At 50.9% G+C, this 18,091-nt stretch carries 13 protein-coding genes; 8 read left to right on the top strand and 5 right to left on the bottom strand.

Translation table 11 applies throughout. From position 1 onward, the window contains the following. Nucleotides 1-25: 25 nt before the first annotated feature. The 5 genes from DES37_RS01090 to glyA form a co-directional block, all read right to left on the bottom strand. Nucleotides 26-700 carry a sarcosine oxidase subunit gamma gene (locus DES37_RS01090; RefSeq protein WP_110024545.1) on the bottom strand — a complete coding sequence of 225 codons (675 nt, stop codon included), beginning with the start codon at nucleotides 698-700 and terminating at the stop codon, nucleotides 26-28. Further along, nucleotides 693-3,713 (bottom strand): sarcosine oxidase subunit alpha, encoded by a 3,021-nt coding sequence (locus DES37_RS01085; RefSeq protein ID WP_110024544.1) that lies wholly within the window; start codon nucleotides 3,711-3,713, stop codon nucleotides 693-695. The genes DES37_RS01090 and DES37_RS01085 overlap by 8 nt, the downstream gene beginning before the upstream one ends. 12 nt (nucleotides 3,714-3,725) lie before the next feature. Beyond that, nucleotides 3,726-4,013, bottom strand: a complete 288-nt coding sequence (locus DES37_RS01080) for a sarcosine oxidase subunit delta (protein WP_110024543.1) — start codon at nucleotides 4,011-4,013, stop codon at nucleotides 3,726-3,728. Nucleotides 4,014-4,023: 10 nt separating this feature from the next. Beyond that, nucleotides 4,024-5,277 (bottom strand): sarcosine oxidase subunit beta family protein, encoded by a 1,254-nt coding sequence (locus DES37_RS01075; protein ID WP_110024542.1) that lies wholly within the window; start codon nucleotides 5,275-5,277, stop codon nucleotides 4,024-4,026. 91 nt (nucleotides 5,278-5,368) lie between these two features. Then, nucleotides 5,369-6,634, bottom strand: coding sequence for a serine hydroxymethyltransferase (gene glyA / locus DES37_RS01070; RefSeq protein ID WP_110024541.1), 1,266 nt, complete (start codon nucleotides 6,632-6,634; stop codon nucleotides 5,369-5,371). A gap of 370 nt (nucleotides 6,635-7,004) precedes the next feature. On the opposite strand from glyA, the gene DES37_RS01065 reads away from it, so the two are divergent. The 8 genes from DES37_RS01065 (at nucleotide 7,005) to etfB (ending at nucleotide 18,059) form a co-directional block, all read left to right on the top strand. Further along, nucleotides 7,005-8,381, top strand: coding sequence for an L-serine ammonia-lyase (locus tag DES37_RS01065; protein WP_110024540.1), 1,377 nt, complete (start codon nucleotides 7,005-7,007; stop codon nucleotides 8,379-8,381). A 321-nt stretch (nucleotides 8,382-8,702) separates the two neighbouring features. Further along, nucleotides 8,703-9,851, top strand: a complete 1,149-nt coding sequence (gene gbdR / locus DES37_RS01060; protein ID WP_110024539.1) for a choline metabolism transcriptional regulator GbdR — start codon at nucleotides 8,703-8,705, stop codon at nucleotides 9,849-9,851. 227 nt (nucleotides 9,852-10,078) lie between these two features. After that, entirely contained in the window at nucleotides 10,079-11,197 is a 1,119-nt protein-coding gene (locus tag DES37_RS01055; RefSeq protein WP_425451671.1) for a dipeptidase, read from the top strand. A gap of 40 nt (nucleotides 11,198-11,237) precedes the next feature. Continuing rightward, nucleotides 11,238-11,771, top strand: coding sequence for a 4-vinyl reductase (locus DES37_RS01050; RefSeq protein ID WP_110024538.1), 534 nt, complete (start codon nucleotides 11,238-11,240; stop codon nucleotides 11,769-11,771). 98 nt (nucleotides 11,772-11,869) lie between these two features. Then, on the top strand, nucleotides 11,870-13,933 hold the full coding sequence (gene dgcA, locus DES37_RS01045) for a dimethylglycine demethylation protein DgcA (RefSeq protein WP_110024537.1): 2,064 nt from the start codon (nucleotides 11,870-11,872) through the stop codon (nucleotides 13,931-13,933). 145 nt (nucleotides 13,934-14,078) lie between these two features. After that, nucleotides 14,079-16,037 carry a (Fe-S)-binding protein gene (locus tag DES37_RS01040; protein ID WP_110024536.1) on the top strand — a complete coding sequence of 653 codons (1,959 nt, stop codon included), beginning with the start codon at nucleotides 14,079-14,081 and terminating at the stop codon, nucleotides 16,035-16,037. After that, nucleotides 16,037-17,275, top strand: a complete 1,239-nt coding sequence (gene etfA / locus DES37_RS01035) for an electron transfer flavoprotein subunit alpha (protein ID WP_110024535.1) — start codon at nucleotides 16,037-16,039, stop codon at nucleotides 17,273-17,275. The genes DES37_RS01040 and etfA overlap by 1 nt, the downstream gene beginning before the upstream one ends. Then, nucleotides 17,262-18,059 carry an electron transfer flavoprotein subunit beta gene (gene etfB, locus DES37_RS01030; RefSeq protein WP_245929928.1) on the top strand — a complete coding sequence of 266 codons (798 nt, stop codon included), beginning with the start codon at nucleotides 17,262-17,264 and terminating at the stop codon, nucleotides 18,057-18,059. The genes etfA and etfB overlap by 14 nt, the downstream gene beginning before the upstream one ends. The last annotated feature ends 32 nt before the right edge of the window (nucleotides 18,060-18,091 follow it).

Genomic DNA, 18,091 nt, shown 5'->3' with positions numbered 1-18,091 from the left:
ACCGTTTTGCCAGCACCTTCTTCACTTACTTATTCATAATCAGTCCGTACTCGTGGCTGGCATCCTGTACCCACAGCCAGATGTAATCAGCAAAACTGCGGCGAATGACCAGCTCCCAGCTCTCCTCTCCTGTACGGCGAATAATTGCGCTGCTTTTTGCAAAAACAGATGCAGCAACTTTACCTACCGGGAACGCAGAAGGGTGGAGATCCAGCACGGTACTTTTCTTCAGGACATCGATTGCGTTTTTGCCTGACAACAGCAGGATGGTTTGCCCGCCACTGACATTCACAACGGAATAATGCCCCTGAATGGTGGCGCGTAATGCTTCTTCCACCGGGAAAATCTGGTTCATGGGCATCACAACCAGCCACTCGTCAGGGCTCAGCCAGCGTACAGAAATATCACCTTCTTCTGTGCTGGTGAGTGGTTTAACGGGCAGGGCGGTACCCAACACTTCAGCACATCCTTGCATGAAGCTTTGGTTGCTTTGAGAGCCGCGCACAATTAAGTGCCCAAGTAAGCCCAGTTCACGTAATGTTACCCCCCCTTCCCTGGGGCTCTGTGTGGCTAACTTACCCAGCTCTGCGTGGTAAAGGGGGGATTCAGCACGCACTGCGCCCTCGGCTTTCTGGTTCATGACCGCAACCTGCCTGACGGTATCCCGTGATTTGGTTTCGGGTATTATGGTTTCAGACATTCTGACGTTCTCCTTTCGGGTCAAGAAAGATAGGGCTGCAAATTTCAGCTTCGATCACCCGGCCATCAGCCAGCGGGTAGTAAACGGTTTCTCCCATACGATCCAGGCCACCTTTGATAAATCCCATCGCAATACTGCGATTAAGGTTGGCACTCCAGTAGCTTGAGCTGATATGCCCGAGCAGATCCATTGGAACCGGTTGTTTCGGGTCTGCCACTGCCTGCGCCCCTTCCGGAAGAACGGTCATCGGGTCGCGTGTTTTCAGACCAACAAGTTGCTTGCGCTGTTCGCGAACGCAATCTTCCCGGGCCATGCCGCGCTTGCCGATATAACTGAAAGGTTTGGTATTTGCGACACACCACCCCATACCGAGATCAAGCGGGGTGACTGAACCATCGGTATCCTGGCCCGTAATGATGAACCCTTTCTCGGCACGCAAGATATGCATGGTTTCCGTGCCATAGGGCGTGAGGTTGTATTTGGCACCGTGTTCAAACAGTTTTTCCCAAACGTGCAATCCGTAGTTTGCCTGAACGTTAACTTCGAATGACAGTTCACCCGTGAAGGAAATACGGAACACCCGAGCCGGTACACCAGCCACCGTGCCTTCGCGCCAGTCCATAAATTTGAAGACGTCTTTATCCAGATCGATATCCAGGCACAGTTCTGACAGTAATTTCCGGCTGTCCGGCCCGGAGATAGTCATGGTTGCCCAGTGGTCAGTGACGCTGGTAAAAAATACCTCTAATTCAGGCCATTCAGTCTGGTGGTAGAGTTCAAGCCACTCTAAAACATGAGCCGCGCCCCCGGTGGTGGTGGTCATCAGGAAGTGGTTCTCCGCCAGGCAGGAGGTGACGCCATCGTCAAACACCATGCCGCCTTCACCACACATCAGCCCGTAGCGGCACTTCCCAACGCCAAGCTTCGCCCATGCATTGGTGTACACACGGCTGAGAAACTCACGGGCATCTTTACCCTGAATATCGATTTTACCGAGAGTGGAAGCGTCAAGAATGCCAACGCCTGAACGCACAGCCCGGCATTCCCGGTCGAGGGACTGCTGCATGGTTTCGCCTGGTTTGGGGTAATACCACGGGCGTTTCCATTGGCCGACATCTTCAAATTTTGCGTTATGTTGCACGTGCCATTTATGCATGGCAGTGAAGCGCTTCGGTTCGAACAGCGGCCCACAGTTACGCCCGCTAATCGCGCCAAATGCTATTGGCGTGTAGTTAGGGCGGAAAACGGTAGTGCCGGTTTCAGGAATGCTTTTCCCCATGACTCTGGCAGCAATGGCCATGCCATTGATGTTACCCAGTTTCCCCTGGTCGGTCCCAAAGCCCATTGCGGTATAACGCTTAATGTGTTCAATGGCTTCAAAACCTTCACGTGCCGCCAGAGCAATGCCAGCGGCAGTCACGTCATTCTGATAGTCAACGAATTGCTTGGGAGCACGGCTAATCGGCTTAGTATGCGGAATGTAAAACAGGGCTGCGGGTTTGTCTTCGCGCCAGGTTTTCACCTCCGGAAGCACTATTTCGCCAGGAGTCAGCCCCAAATTAGCGGCGGCATTTTGCCCGGCTTCAATGCCTTCCAGTAACACGCTGCTTAGCGCATATTGGCCATTAATTCCTCCCGCCGTGATCTGTTTTTGGCGGGTAGGCCCGGGGAGAAAACCAATCACCTCATCGTTCCAAACCGGCCGGCTGCCGGTATGGCAGGCGAGGTGAACCACCGGGCTCCAGCCGCCTGAACTGGCGACAGTATCACAGCGCAGTGTAGAGATATTGCCGGTAACGGCATCACCTTTGCTATCGATACTGGCGATGGTCACACCAGAGACGCGTTTTTTGCCCTGAACATCAATCACTGCACTGCCGGTAATAATCCGGATGCCGCGTTTACGCGCCATTGCCGCCAGCTCACCCTGTGGGTTGGCGCGAGTATCCACGACAGCAATGACTTCACGACCGGCATCAGCCCAGTCCAGCGCCGTCTGGTAAGCGCTATCGTTAGTGGTCATCAGCACCAACTGGCTGCCAGGCACAACACCATAGCGATTGATATAGGTTGATATAGCTGATGCCACCATGCAACCAGGGACATCGTTGTTACCATAAACCAGAGGGCGTTCCTGGGCACCAGTCGCAAGAATAACCCAGTGAGCCCGGACACGGTGCATACGCTGGCGAACTTTACCCGACAAAGCCCGGTCGCCCTGGAAATCTGATTTATTCTCGTTGATGGTGAGGAAGTTATGGTCGTGGTAACCGTTCACGACAGAACGCGTCAGAATAGTGACTTCAGGCAGCCCGGATAACTCAGAGACAATGTCTGCCACCCAGTCTGCGGCAGGTTTACCATCTATGGTTTCCCGGCTGGAAAGCAGGTGCCCGCCCAATTCATTTTGCTCGTCTGCCAGAATCACGCGTGCGCCGCTGCGTGCAGCAACCAGTGCAGCAATTAATCCTGCAGGCCCACCACCAACAATCATCACATCGCAGTGCTGATTCATTACATCGTAGGTGTCGGGATCTTTTTCACGCGGAGCACGACCCAGCCCGGCAGCTTTACGAATGAATTTCTCGTAAGTTGGCCACATGGATTGTGGGTACATGAATGTTTTATAGTAGAACCCCGGAGGCATCATTTTGCCACCGATATTGCCTACCAGCCCCATCAGGTCTGATTCTACGCTGGGCCAGCCGTTTGTCGCAGAGCATACCAGCCCATTGTAAAGTGACTGCTGGGTTGCTCTTACATTTGGCACCTGAGTGGCTTCTGTCGCACCCAGTTGTAATACAGCATTTGGCTCTTCTGCTCCGGCTGCGACAATCCCTCGGGGGCGGCTGTATTTGAAACTCCGCCCGACAATATCCACACCGTTTGCCAGCAGAGCAGAGGCAACAGTGTCACCTTCATATCCGGTATACTGGCGGCCATTCCACATAAATTTCAGTGCTCTGGAACGGTCTATTCTGCCACCAGATGGCAGACGATTTTTCTGGCTCATACTCTCCGCTCCTTAACCTTTCTCAACCACTTGTGGTTGTTCGCCAATCTTATAAACTTCTTTTATTTCATAAGTCTGGGTGTCTCTGGACAAGTTGAAGAACTTGCGGCATCCGGCGCTATGAACCCAGAGTTCATGGTGCAGTCCCCGGGGGTTTTTGCGGAAGAACAGGTAAGCACCCCATTCTTCGTCAGTGCAATTGTCCGGGTCAGCAGGGCGGGCAATATGCGCCTGTCCTCTGGCATGAAACTCTTCTTCTTCACGATACTCACCACAGTGAGGACAGTAGATATGCAGCATGCTTAAGTCCTTAGTGGGCGACGCCAGCGGCGCCATGTTCATCAACTAACGCACCGGTATAAAAACGGTACATAGAAAACGGTTCGGCGATTGGGTGAGCTTTGCCGTGCGCTAACATATGGGCGAATAAATTGCCTGACCCAGGAGTACCTTTAAAGCCACCCGTTCCCCACCCACAGTTGAAGAATAAATTTCTGACCGGGGTGGCAGAGAGAATAGGGCTGGCATCCGGGCAAGTATCGACAATCCCGCCCCACTGGCGGTTCATACGAACGCGACTGGTGCAGGGGAAGAGTTCAACAATGGCCTGAATAGTGTGTTCAATAATGCTGTAGGAACCACGCTGGCCGTAGCCCACCCAGCCATCAATACCGGCACCGATAACCAAATCGCCTTTATCTGACTGGCTCATATAGCCATGGACATGGTTTGACATCAGTACGGTATCAAGAAAAGGTTTGATCGGTTCGGAAACCAGTGCCTGTAAGGGGTGTGATTCAACGGGTAATTCGAAACCGGCCATTTTTGCCATAACACCAGAGTTGCCTGCAGTCACACAGCCAACGCGGTCGGCTTTGATGATGCCGTGATTGCGGGTTTTTACACCGGTAATCTTACCGTCACTGATTTCCATATCGATGACTTCACAGTTTTGGATAAGGTCCACACCCAAACTGTCGGCGGCACGGGCATAACCCCAGGCTACGGCGTCATGACGCGCGTTACCACCCCGGCGTTGTACGGATGCCCCTAATACCGGGTAGCGTGCATCTTTACTGCAATCCAGTGCAGGGATCTCTTTTTGCAGCTGGTCTGCGTACACCATTTCATTGTCTACGCCCTGTAAGCGGTTAGCGTTAACCAGACGTTCGTTGGTACGCAGGTCCTGCAAGGTGTGGCAAGTGTGGTAGACACCACGCTGGGAAAACATCTGGTTGTAGTTCAGATCCTGAGAAAGCCCTTCCCATAACTTCATTGAGTGCTCGTACAGTGCTGCAGATTCATCCCACAGATAGTTGGAGCGCACAATGGTGGTATTACGGCAGATATTGCCACCACCTAAATGCCCTTTTTCGAGCACCGCGATATTGGTGACACCGTGCTCTTTAGCAAGATAATAAGCGGTAGAAAGACCATGACCGCCACCGCCAATAATGATGACGTCATATTTCTTTTTTGGTGTAGGGTTACGCCATACTTTCTGCCAGTTCTCGTGATAGCTCAGACTGTGTTTAAGCAGCCCAAATCCAGAATACCGTTGCATTGTATCTACTCCATAACTAAGCCGCTTATGCGGGCTGACGACTACACAGGGTTCGAAAATGTTTCAGGGTAGTATTCGGACCATCTGAGAATTAACGGTAAACCGGGTAGTCAGCGCACAGACTGAGGACCTGTTGTTTAACCTGGGTAATTTTTTCTTCCAGTCGAACTTCGTCATGTAATACATCCAGGATGTCGGCAATCCAGCCACTCAGCGTGCGGCAGCTTTGTTCATCGAAACCACGGGTAGTAATGACAGGAGCACCAATACGCAAACCAGATGTTACAAACGGCGATTGCGGATCGTTGGGAACGGCATTTTTATTTACGGTAATATTGGCCCGTCCTAATGCTGCGTCGGCGGCTTTCCCGGTCAGCCCTTGTTTAATCAGGCTCAGCAGGAACAAGTGGTTATCAGTACCACCTGAAACAACCTCGTAACCACGTTCAATAAACACACTGGCCATTGCGCGGGCATTTTTCACAACTTGCGTTTGATACTCGATATAGCCTGGTTGCATCGCTTCTTTGAATGCAACGGCCTTTGCTGCGATGACGTGCATCAAAGGGCCGCCTTGTCCGCCCGGGAACACTGCCGCGTTGAGTTTCTTTTCAATCTCGGGGTTAGCTTTAGCCAGAATTAATCCACCACGCGGGCCGCGCAGGGTTTTATGTGTGGTAGTGGTTACTACGTCTGCCCAGGGCAAAGGATTCGGGTAGAGGCCAGCGGCAACCAGCCCGGCAACGTGGGCCATATCGACAAATAACCAGGCACCGACTTTATCAGCAATTTCGCGGAATTTTGCCCAGTCGACAATACGGGAATAAGCAGAAAAACCAGCCACAATCATTTTCGGTTTGTGCTCAAGAGCCAGTGCTTCTACCTGGTCGTAATCTATTTCACCGGTTTCCTGGTTCAGACCATACTGGACTGCGTGGTAGATTTTGCCGGAAAAACTGACATGAGCACCATGTGTCAGATGCCCGCCATGAGCAAGGCTCATACCAAGAATGGTGTCACCTGGCTGGCACAGCGCCATATAAACAGCGGCATTTGCCTGAGAGCCTGAATGTGGCTGAACGTTAGCGTAGTCGGCACCAAACAGTGCGCAGGCGCGTTCGATGGCGAGCTTCTCAACGATATCGACGTATTCGCAACCACCGTAATAACGTTTGGCAGGGTAGCCTTCGGCGTATTTATTGGTGAGCACTGTTCCCTGAGCTTGCATAACCCGCGGGCTGGTATAATTCTCGGATGCGATAAGTTCAATGTGCTCTTCCTGACGCACGGCTTCATGTTGTATCGCTTCCCAAAGCTCGCTATCAAAGCTCTGGATATCATCGCTCTTCGCAAACATTCTTTCTCTCCTTCCCCTTCGTGCCGAATAACAAAGGTGCGCTTGAGCTGACGGATTCAGCGAATCAAGGCATCTGTTGGTTCTGATGTTGGGTGATGATAACCAGTGCCTACAAATCCATGATGTTTGGGAGCGTCCAGGCTATGTCAATTTGCGACATACCCGGAAAAGGGGGGGGAGGGCGTTAATTGCCGGGTAAATCGGTGGTTCTCTGCGTGGTGGTGATAAACAAAAAAGATGAAAAACGTATTTGCTGGCGAGTTAATATCTGAATGCGTCGTTATCCGGCATTAATTATTTTGTGCAGGCATCGATAATGCTCTCTCATGACGAGATTAACGAACAGCTGGCTTGAGCCCTGGAGAGCATAATGAGTATCAGTGTTTTCGATTTGTTCAAGGTCGGAATTGGACCATCCAGTTCGCATACTGTAGGGCCGATGCGTGCAGCTCAACGTTTCGCTGAACAATTACGCGAAAGTGATGAACGGCACATGCTTCACCGAATCAAAATTGAACTCTTCGGTTCATTAAGTGCGACCGGAGTAGGCCATGGTACCGATAAGGCAGTGTTACTGGGGCTGATGGGGGCATCGCCAGATACTATTGATCCACGCATTATTGATTCTGCAATTAAAGCTGTCTGTGAGACAGACTCTTTGACGCTTCCCTGGGGCGCGAATATTGAATTTGAATGGCATGCTGATCTGTTATTCATTGATGAAGTATTGCCGTACCACCCAAATGCCATGCGCCTGACAGCATTTTTCAGAGATAACAATACATTTTCCAACATCTACTACTCGGTTGGCGGCGGGTTTGTATTAGATGAACAGGAAGCGACTGCATCTGCTCATCTGGTACCACAGTGTGAATTACCTCATGATTTCAATACTGGGGAAGCACTGCTCGTGCGCTGTCGCGAACAGGGATTACGAATAAGCCAGTTGATGCTTGAGAATGAAAAAGTCTGGCGTAATGAAGATGAAATTCGCTCTGGCCTTGCTCATATTTGGCAGGTTATGCAGGCCTGTATTTCCAGTGGCCTTGAAAATGAAGGCGTGTTACCAGGAGGGCTGAACGTGCGTCGTCGTGCACCGTCACTTTACCGCTCATTGCAGAAAGCAACGGCTGCGAATGTTATCAGTTCAACGTTATCGGCAATGGACTGGATTAATCTCTACGCACTGGCCGTGAATGAAGAAAATGCGGCTGGCGGGCGCATGGTAACGGCCCCGACCAATGGTGCCGCCGGTATCATTCCCGCCGTATTGATGTACTACATGCAATTTAATGAACATGCCAGTGAACGAGATGTTGTGGATTTCTTATTGGCCGCGGCAGCAATTGGAGCACTGTGTAAAAAAAATGCATCGATCTCGGGCGCCGAAGTGGGGTGCCAGGGAGAAGTCGGCTCTGCATGTGCTATGGCAGCGGCGGGTTTGACTGAGGTTTTAGGGGGCACTCCCGAACAAGTGGAGAATGCGGCTGAAATTGCTCTGGAGCATAATCTTGGTCTGACATGTGATCCTGTCGGTGGTCTGGTACAGGTGCCATGCATTGAACGCAATGCTATTGCTGCCATGAAAGCAATCAATGCTGCACAAATGGCATTGCGGGGCGATGGCCAGCACTTTATTTCTCTGGATAAAGTCATCCGTACAATGCGTGATACTGGCCGTGATATGCAGGATAAATATAAAGAAACATCGCGTGGCGGGCTGGCTGTAAATGCCATTGAATGTTAAGAAAAACTGTTGAGTTTGGTAAAACAGTCTGAGCGGTGAACGCCAGAAGAGCGTTAATAGTGCAAAAAACAGGGGGGATATCCAAAATGAATCAGTTTTTGCACTGTATTGGCGATCCTGGGGCTGACCAACCTATAAGGAGGATCGATATATTCTGATTTGTGACATTTGCGCCCATTATGTTAACTGCGTGTCATTTTAAATGCGTTTATGTGAACGACAAATGGCACGTCTGTTGCTTATTCTGTAAGTGATGGAAAACGATTCAGAGCAATGTACCGTTTTCGTTCTTTCAGTGAAGCATAATAGAGGTTAGCGCAAATGTTCGACTTGAACACCGTTCATAAGAGTTCCTCTGAAAACATAAAAAAACGCACTGTCGGTTTTTTATTGGTGAATAATTTCACAATGATAGCCCTTGCAACGGCTGTTGAACCTTTGCGCATGGCTAATCAACTGAGTGCCCGAGATCTATACAACTGGTGCACAGTAAGTGAAGACGGCGGTGCCGTTATGGCCAGCGATGGTATTTCTATTACCCCCGATCACTCCATGGCTGATGTACCGGCACTGGATGTACTGATTGTTGTGGGTGGGGTCAATATTACCCGTAGCTACAGTGTGCGCCAGGTAACCTGGTTACAGGGGCTGGCACGCAGAAAAATACTTATCGGAGCCGTGTGTACCGGGCCTTATTTACTGGCTGAAGCAGGGCTGCTTGATGGTTATCACTGCAGTGCTCACTGGGAATGTATTGCTTCCATGCAGGAAGCTTACCCCAAAGTGATTTGTACCAATCAACTGTTTGTTATTGAACGTGACCGAATGACCAGCAGTGGCGGCACCGTGCCAATGGACATGATGCTCACCATGATTCATCGGGATTTTGGTTACCAACTTACTGCCGCGATTTCTGAAATGTTCATTTGCGACCGTGTGCGCAATGAGTCAGATTATCAACGTATTCCTTTACGCCATGTACTTGGTACAGCTCAACCAGGCCTGGTCGAAGCGGTATCATTAATGGAAGCAAACATTGAAGAAGCCATCGACCTGGACGAACTGGCAGGATATGTTGGGTTATCCCGTCGTCAGCTGGAGCGGTTGTTTCAAAAGTATTTGCATTGCTCGCCATCTCGCTATTACATGAAACTGCGTTTGTTTCGTGCCCGACAGCTGCTTAAGCAAACATCAATGTCAATTATAGAAATTGCGCTGGCCTGCGGGTTTGTTTCAACGCCGCATTTCAGTAAGTGTTACCGTGAACATCTTGGTGTTCCTCCCCGGGAAGAACGGCGTGGGGTTCGTAGCCAGGGCAGCGGTAATACGCTGACTCAAATGGTTGTGACGGAAATACCGGGCCTGAATAGTCCGCATCAGGAAAGCGCATTATCGGCTTCAATCCGGATGTTAAGCGAGGCACGTTTCGAACCGACTTATGGCTCTGTTGTTCTGAACCAGAATATTTAGGGCAACATATGGCTCAGTTCTCTGAATCATAATATGTGTGCCAGTTGAGCGCCTGGCTGGCTAATACTTGCTTCCATTAACGCTGCCCACTGGCAGCGCAACCCAACCCCGGGGTAGCCTGGTCATGATGACAGGTTATTGCCGGGGCCTAATCCTGTCCGTTACGTTTCCTCTCTCCCTGCAGGTTACACCACCGACGTTGCTATCCGTGCCACCACTGGAATGTGATGAACATTATTCCGCTCTTGCGGTGGATTACGCTACCTGCATGGCGAGTGACGCTTTCAGAACAATTCAGTGTTGCTGTTAACCCTATTCTGTCTTCATCAGGTCACTTCCAGTTGTGGGTGAAAACAGAAGGGGAAGGTATGAACGCTACAGAATTACATAATGACGCCATTGTGATTGATGGGTTGGTGATTGCGAAGTGGGACCGCGAGTTGTTTGAAGATATGCGACGTGGCGGGTTAACTGCAGCGAACTGCACCGTATCCGTCTGGGAAGGTTTTCAAAGCACCGTCAATAATATTGTTGATATGAACAACCTTATTGACCTCAATGCTGACCTGGTGACAAAAGTTCGCACCACTGCGGATATTCGCCGGGCTAAACAAGAAGGCAAAACCGGGATACTGATGGGCTTTCAGAATGCCCATGCGTTTGAAGACCAGCTCGGGTATATCCAGGTGTTCAAAGAGCTGGGTGTCGGTGTGGTGCAAATGGCCTACAACACGCAAAACTTAGTTGGCACCGGGTGCTATGAGCGCGATGGGGGCCTCTCTGGTTATGGACATGAAGTGGTTGAGGAAATGAACCGCGTCGGGATCATGTGTGACTTATCCCATGTTGGTGCAAAAACCTCACAGGAAGTGATCCTGGCATCAAAAAAACCTGTCTGTTATTCACATTGTCTCCCTTCTGGTTTGAAAGACCATCCACGCAACAAGTCTGATGAAGAACTGAAATTTATTGCAGACCATGGCGGTTTTGTTGGCGTCACGATGTTCACTCCTTTCCTTAAAAAGGGCATTAACTCAACCATCGATGACTACGTGGAAGCGATTAAATACATCTTCAACTTAGTGGGGGAAGACCAAATCGGTATCGGAACCGACTTCACTCAGGGCCATGGTCAGGCGTTTTTTGAGTGGTTAACTCATGACAAAGGCTATGCCCGTCATCTTACTGACTTCGGCAAAATCATTAATCCGGAAGGTATTCGTACCCTGGGGGATTTCCCCAATTTAACGGAGGCGTTGTTACGCCACGGATTTAGTGAAAAACAAGTACGTAAGTTTATGGGTGAGAACTGGATGAATGTTCTGGCTGATGTCTGGGGCGAGTAATTCAATACCAGTGGATGAAGCAAATTTCCAGGAGAATCAAATGAGTTCACATGCACCTGAAATGCCTATCAACGTAGACAGTGAAACCGGGGTCTGGACAACTGACGCATTACCCATGTTGTACGTACCACGTCATTTCTTCGTCAATAACCATATGGGAATTGAAGAAGAAATTGGCGCTGAACGCTATGCGGCAATTCTTTATAAAGCGGGCTACAAATCCGCGTTTCACTGGTGTGAAAAAGAAGCTGAGTTGCACGGGCTCTCTGGCGCTGCAGTGTTTGAACACTATATGAAGCGCTTATCTCAGCGAGGATGGGGCTTTTTTATCACGGAGTCTCTGGATTTAGAAAAGGGTACTGCACGTATCCGTCTTGAGCATTCCGCCTTTGTTTATCAGTATGGCAAAGTGAACCGCAAGGTGGATTACATGTTTACCGGATGGTTTGCCGGTGCAATGGATCAGATAGCACAAAGCCTGGGATACAGCGTCAGAACACAGGCAGTGCAGACACAAAGCGCTGCTCAGGAAGGCTGTGAATTCGGCATCTTCGAAGTTTCACCATTGTCGTAATCAGAATATCGCAGTGGTTACCCGCTGCGTATAACACATAACAATGTCGGGGCCGCATGCTGGCGGGCTGAGTTTTAGAATCGAGTTAAGGTGTAGCTATGTCACAGTTTGATCTCCTGTTTCAGCCATTGAATATTAATAAACTGACCATTCGTAACCGTATTGTCAGCACTGCCCATGCCGAGGTTTACGCCACCGATGGCGGGATGACGACAGATCGTTACGTCAGATATTACGAAGAAAAAGCGAAAGGCGGCTGTGGGCTGTGTATTTGCGGCGGTTCCAGCGTGGTCTCGATTGACAGCCCACAGAGCTGGTGGAGTTCAGTCAACCTGAGCACCGACCGCATTATCCCGCATTTCCAGAATCTGGCAGATGCTGTGCATAAGCATGGCGGAAAAATCATGATCCAGATTACTCATATGGGGCGACGTTCCCGCTGGGATGGTGAAAACTGGCCTAACCTGATGTCTCCGTCTGGCATTCGTGAACCGGTGCACCGTGCGACCTGTAAAACCATCGAAGTAGAAGAAATTTGGCGGATTATCGGTGATTTCGCTAAAGCTGCCGTTCGTGCGAAAGAAGGTGGGCTTGATGGGGTGGAACTGTCAGCAGTCCACCAGCACATGATTGACCAGTTCTGGTCACCACGTGTGAATAAGCGCACCGATGAGTGGGGCGGAAGTTTCGAGAACCGCATGCGTTTCGGCCTGGAGGCGCTTAAAGCAGTTCGTGCCGCTGTCGGCCCGGATTTCGTGGTGGGAATGCGTATTACTGGTGATGAATTCCATCCTGATGGCCTTAACCATGAAGACATGCGCCAGATTGCGGCTTACTACGATGCCACTGGGATGGTGGATTACTTTGGCGTCGTCGGCTCCGGGTGTGATACCCACAATACCCTGGCGAACGTTATTCCTAACATGAGCTACCCACCAGAACCGTTCCTGCATTTAGCTGCGGGTATTAAAGAGGTAGTCTCTGTTCCGGTTATTCATGCGCAGAATATTAAAGATCCAAACCAGGCGCAGCGCATTCTTGCAGCTGGTTATGTTGATTTCGTTGGTATGACCCGCGCGCACATTGCCGATCCGCATCTGATTACCAAGATCAAAATGAACCAGGTTGATCAGATTCGTCAGTGTGTCGGGGCCAACTACTGCATAGACCGGCAGTATATGGGGCTTGATGTACTGTGCATTCAGAATGCGGCGACATCCCGTGAGTATATGGGGTTGCCACATATCATTGAAAAAACCCAGGGGCCTGTTCGTAATGTGGTGGTGATAGGTGGTGGTCCTGGTGGGCTTGAAGCGGCAAGGGTCGCGGCTGAACGTGGACACCGGGTTACATTACTTGAGCGTGCAGAAGAACTGGGTGGCCAGATTACCATTGCGGCGAAAGCCCCCCAGCGTGACCAAATGGCCGGTATTACCCGCTGGTTATCGATGGAAATTGAACGGCTCGGTGTCAATATTCAACTGGGGACAACGGCCGATGCTGCGATGATCCGTGACCTGCAACCGGATGTGTGCATTCTGGCAACTGGCGGGCAGCCTTTCCTTGAGCAAAATCCAGAATGGGGTGCTGCAGAAGGCCTGGTGGTTTCCAGTTGGGATATTCTCAATGGAGTGGTTGAGCCGGGCAAAAATGTGCTGATTTATGACTCTATCTGTGAGTTTTCTGGGATGTCCGCCGCAGATTTCCTTGCCTCGCGTGGTGCTCTGGTTGAACTGGTCACCGGTGATATTAAGCCAGGTGTAGGGATTGGGGGGACAACCTTCCCGACTTACTACCGCAGCCTGTATGAAAAGTCCGTCATTATGACGTCTGATCTGGCGCTGGAAAAAGTGTACCGCGAAGGTGACAAGCTGGTGGCGGTGCTTGAAAACGAATATACCGGCCAGAAAGAGGAGCGCGTGGTTGACCAGATAGTGGTTGAGAACGGTACGCGTCCTAACGAAGAACTCTATTATGCCTTGAAAGCTGAGTCGCGTAACCAGGGGCAGATTGATACCGAAGCGCTGTTTGACATCAAGCCGCAGCCGGTACTGTCTGAACCTGGTGAGGGATTTATTCTGTGGCGTCTGGGGGACTGTGTCTCTCAGCGTAATACCCATGCGGCGATCTATGATGCGCTACGCCTGTGTAAAGACCTGTAACTATTGACATTATCGTTGGGAGTGGTCAGCGAAAAAGCCCCGAGTGTCATACCTGGTGATGCGGAAAAACAACCTGTCACCAGGTACAAATTCAGGCTTTGTCACTTGCAGCACATAACAGAGAACAGTTTGGAAAGGGCATATCATGGTACTTGAGAGGTTACTCCCCCTGTTACTTATTTGCGCCGTTATCCTGGCCGTAACAGGTATGATCCGGCGAGCGCTGCTCTGGCGGCGTGGCCAGCCTGAAAAGGTCGCGTTGTTGCGTGGTCTGCTGGCGATGCCGCGTCGTTATCTGGTGGACTTACACCATGTTGTCGCACGCGACAAATATATGTCTAAAACACATGTGGCGACAGCAGGGGGGTTTGTTTTATCCATGGTGTTGATCCTGGTGGTCAACCTGTTTGGTGTCAGCAACTATCTGGTCGATCTCGCGTTATCGGCTTCCCTTGTCTTAATGTTCATTGGCGCACTGTTCGTTTATAAACGCCGCCGTCATCCACCCTCCCGGTTATCCCGTGGGCCGTGGATGCGCCTGCCAAAGAGCCTGTTGGTATTTTCCATCACGTTTTTCATTACAACACTACCTGTTTCCCCGGTATTTGGTAACGCTGGTGGCTGGATACTCTCCGCCATTCTGCTGGCTGGTATCATTTGGGGGCTGGGTGAACTGGTACTGGGTATGGCCTGGGGCGGGCCAATGAAGCATGCTTTTGCCGGGGCTTTGCATCTGGCATTTCATCGGCGTTCTGAACGTTTTGGTGGTGGGCGTTCCACCGGGCTCAAGCGGCTTGATCTCGATGCGCCCAAACTAGGGGTAGAGAAACCCGTTGATTTTAAATGGAACCAGTTACTGGGATTTGATGCCTGTGTCCAGTGCGGGAAATGTGAGGCTATGTGTCCGGCGTTTGCTGCCGGGCAACCCCTGAATCCTAAAAAATTGATTCAGGATATGGTGACTGGCATGGCCGGTGGCTCGGATGCCCGGTTTGCTGGCAGCCCATATCCAGGCAAGAAAATCGGCGAGGCGAAAGGGGCACCACATCAACCAATAACTGCCGGATTAGTGAGCGAAGAGACGCTGTGGTCCTGTACCACTTGCCGGGCCTGCGTTGAAGAATGCCCCATGATGATTGAGCATGTTGATGCCATTGTCGATATGCGCCGTTTTCTGACTATGGAAAAGGGACAGACGCCAGGAAAAGGTGCAGAGGTTCTGGATAACCTGATAGTCACCGATAACCCAAATGGCTTTAATCCGCGCAACCGTACTCATTGGGCTGCAGATCAGAATTTACCTTTAATGAAAGATGTTAAACAGGCTGATGTGTTGTTCTGGGTCTCTGATGGCGCTTTCGATATGCGCAGCCAGCGTATTTTGCGTGCCTTCGTAAAAATTCTGCGGGCTGCTGGTGTGAATTTCGCCGTATTGGGAGATGAAGAGCTCGACAGTGGTGATGTCGCAAGGCGACTTGGCGATGATGCCACATTTCAACGCCTGGCAAAGAGCAATATCGCGACACTGAATCAGTATCAGTTTGACCGGATTGTGACCACCGATCCCCATGCTTTCCATTGCTTAAAGAACGAGTACCCTGATTTCTACCCGGAACAGGAAAAACCCGGCTATGAAGTTATGCACCACACCACCTTTATCAATGAGCTGGTTAAAGCGCAGTTGCTTGAACTGAAAGATTATAAAGGTGGCAAGGTGACCTACCATGATCCCTGTTATCTGGGGCGTTACAACGGTGAGTATGATTCCCCCCGTGAATTGCTTGCTGAATTGGGCATTAAACTCGTGGAGATGGAACGTTCGGGCTTTCGTTCACGCTGTTGTGGCGGCGGTGGCGGCGCACCGATTACCGATATCCCTGGAGAACGGCGAATTGCCGATATGCGTATGGATGATGCCAAAAAAACAGGGGCAGAAATGATAGCCGTAGGTTGCCAACAGTGCACGGCGATGCTTGAAGGCGTGGTTGGCCCGCATCCAGAAGTGAAAGACATTGCTGAGCTGGTAGCTGATGCATTAAGCGAAACGAAAAGTACTTTGCCCGAAAAGATCCGTGACCGACAAATAGCAGTGGAGGTTATCTGATGGACTCAATTATTCGTCGAGATCCCAGAGCTGAGTGGATACAGCGTAACCGGCTCCACCCACAGCATACTGAGTTGGCTTTGTTTGGGCAGGAAACTCGCGGCCCTACAGGTTTACTGCGTAAGAATCCACATGCACAGGGTTTTATTGGCCCCGCCGGTATTAAGCGAATTGACCGGATGAATATTAGTGCCTTTGTGAATCCGGCAGGCCGGCGTTCAGCTACGGTGAGTAAGGTGGTTGAACTGCCACTGCATCGTGTTGAAAATCCAGAATATTATATTGCCGTTGTTCCCGATATGGTCGGCGGCCGCCTGACCAGCCATGACAAAGATATCATTGGCCTGGCTCACGAGCGTATTCGTCACATGGGCGGAGCCGGGGCGGTACTGGCGATTGTTTTTGGCGAACACCGAGAAGAGGCATTTGATACTGCGGGTGTAGACCGGCTTATTCATCTTACTGGTGAACAGTATCAGGGCTACAGCCCGGAATACTGCACGAATGCACTGGCCGCCGTGGAAAAAGAACTGGCTCCTCTTCTCTGGCTGTTTCCAGATAGTGTGACTGCCGGGTTTGAATTAGGGTGCCGTTTTGCCGCCCGGGTTGGTGAGCGCCCGGCAACTCAGGTTTGGCGGGTTGATGAGAAAACATGCACTGGCCGTGCCGCAGGAGGAACCCTGGACATTACGCGCCAGATCCCGCGGGTGCTGTTGCTGGCACCTGAGTGTGCTAACCCCATAGATGAAACACGCCATGAAGCACTCCCGGTAGTACCTGGCCCGTGGAGCGTTAAACCTGTTCATATTAAGGATTGTGGTCAGGTACCTGTTGACCCGGCGGCTGTACCGCTTGCTGAGGCTGAATTCATCCTCTCGGCAGGTAATGGCGTAAACGACTGGTCGCAATTCCATAAAACAGCCGAAATATTAGGAGCGACAGAAGGTGCCAGCCGTGTAGCGGTCGATAACGGCCATATGCCACGTCTGCGTCAGGTTGGCGCAACGGGGACCTGGGTTACCGCCAGAGTGTATCTGGCTGTCGGAATTTCAGGTGCCATTCAGCATTTACAGGGTATTGGCCAGTGCGACAAGGTGATTGCCATCAATACTGATCCGGGGTGCGATATGGTTAAACGCGCGTCATTAAGCGTAATTGCGGATAGCGACGAAATAATGGCTGAACTGGCCCGTCTTGCTCAGGCCTGGCGCAAAGAGGAACTGAATGATGCAGCGTGAAGAGCATAATATGGCTTGCCAAATTACTGCGTTAGTTTCGATAGGTAAGCATCCGGAATCGGGACGAGCCCGCCGTGCAGAACAGGATGCGCGCGCTGTAGAAATGGGAATGAGTCTGTCTGTTGATCAGTTGGAAGTTCTGCATGCGGGCAACCCATATGATTCAGCATTACGCAGTTACGCCGGGATGGGGATCTCCTCTTTGCGCGTGCTGTCGATGGATGAAAATGGTGATGCCGTTAAGGTACTGAGCCATTATCTGCAACATAAACAGCCAGATATTATTCTGACTGGCGTGCGCTCAGAAGGCGGTGAGTCATCTGGTATGCTGCCGTTTCTGCTGGCTGAAGCTCTCAGCATCCCGGTGGTGGTTGGGGTGGCTGAAATCGTCAGAATGACTGGTACAGAAGCCGAGGTGTTGCAGGCATTACCCCGTGGCCAGCGCCGCTTACTGAGGGTTTCTCTGCCGTTTATTGCCAGTGTAGATATGGCGGCAGTAGCTCCACGGCAAAGTGCATATGGCCCTGCCAGCCGGGCAAAGATAGATTTTCATGATGAAGGCGTACAGGCTGTTGATGAGGCGATGCTGCAATGGGAAGAAGCACCTGCACGCAAAAAGCCAAAACGTCTGAAAGTAGTGAAAGCGAAAACGGCGGCAGACCGCTTCCGGGCTGCTACCGCAAAGTCACAAAGTGAAGGCGGAAAAGTGCTGAAGGATAAACCCGTCGCTGAAATGGCTCAGTCAATATTTGACCTGTTACTTGAAGAAGGTGTGATTCGCTAAGATAACGGCACGATGTTTATTGCGCGCCAGCC

The sequence above is a fragment of the Mangrovibacter plantisponsor genome (assembly GCF_003182475.1).
Lineage (GTDB): Bacteria > Pseudomonadota > Gammaproteobacteria > Enterobacterales > Enterobacteriaceae > Mangrovibacter > Mangrovibacter plantisponsor.
This window is presented reverse-complemented; position numbering and strand designations above follow the sequence as displayed.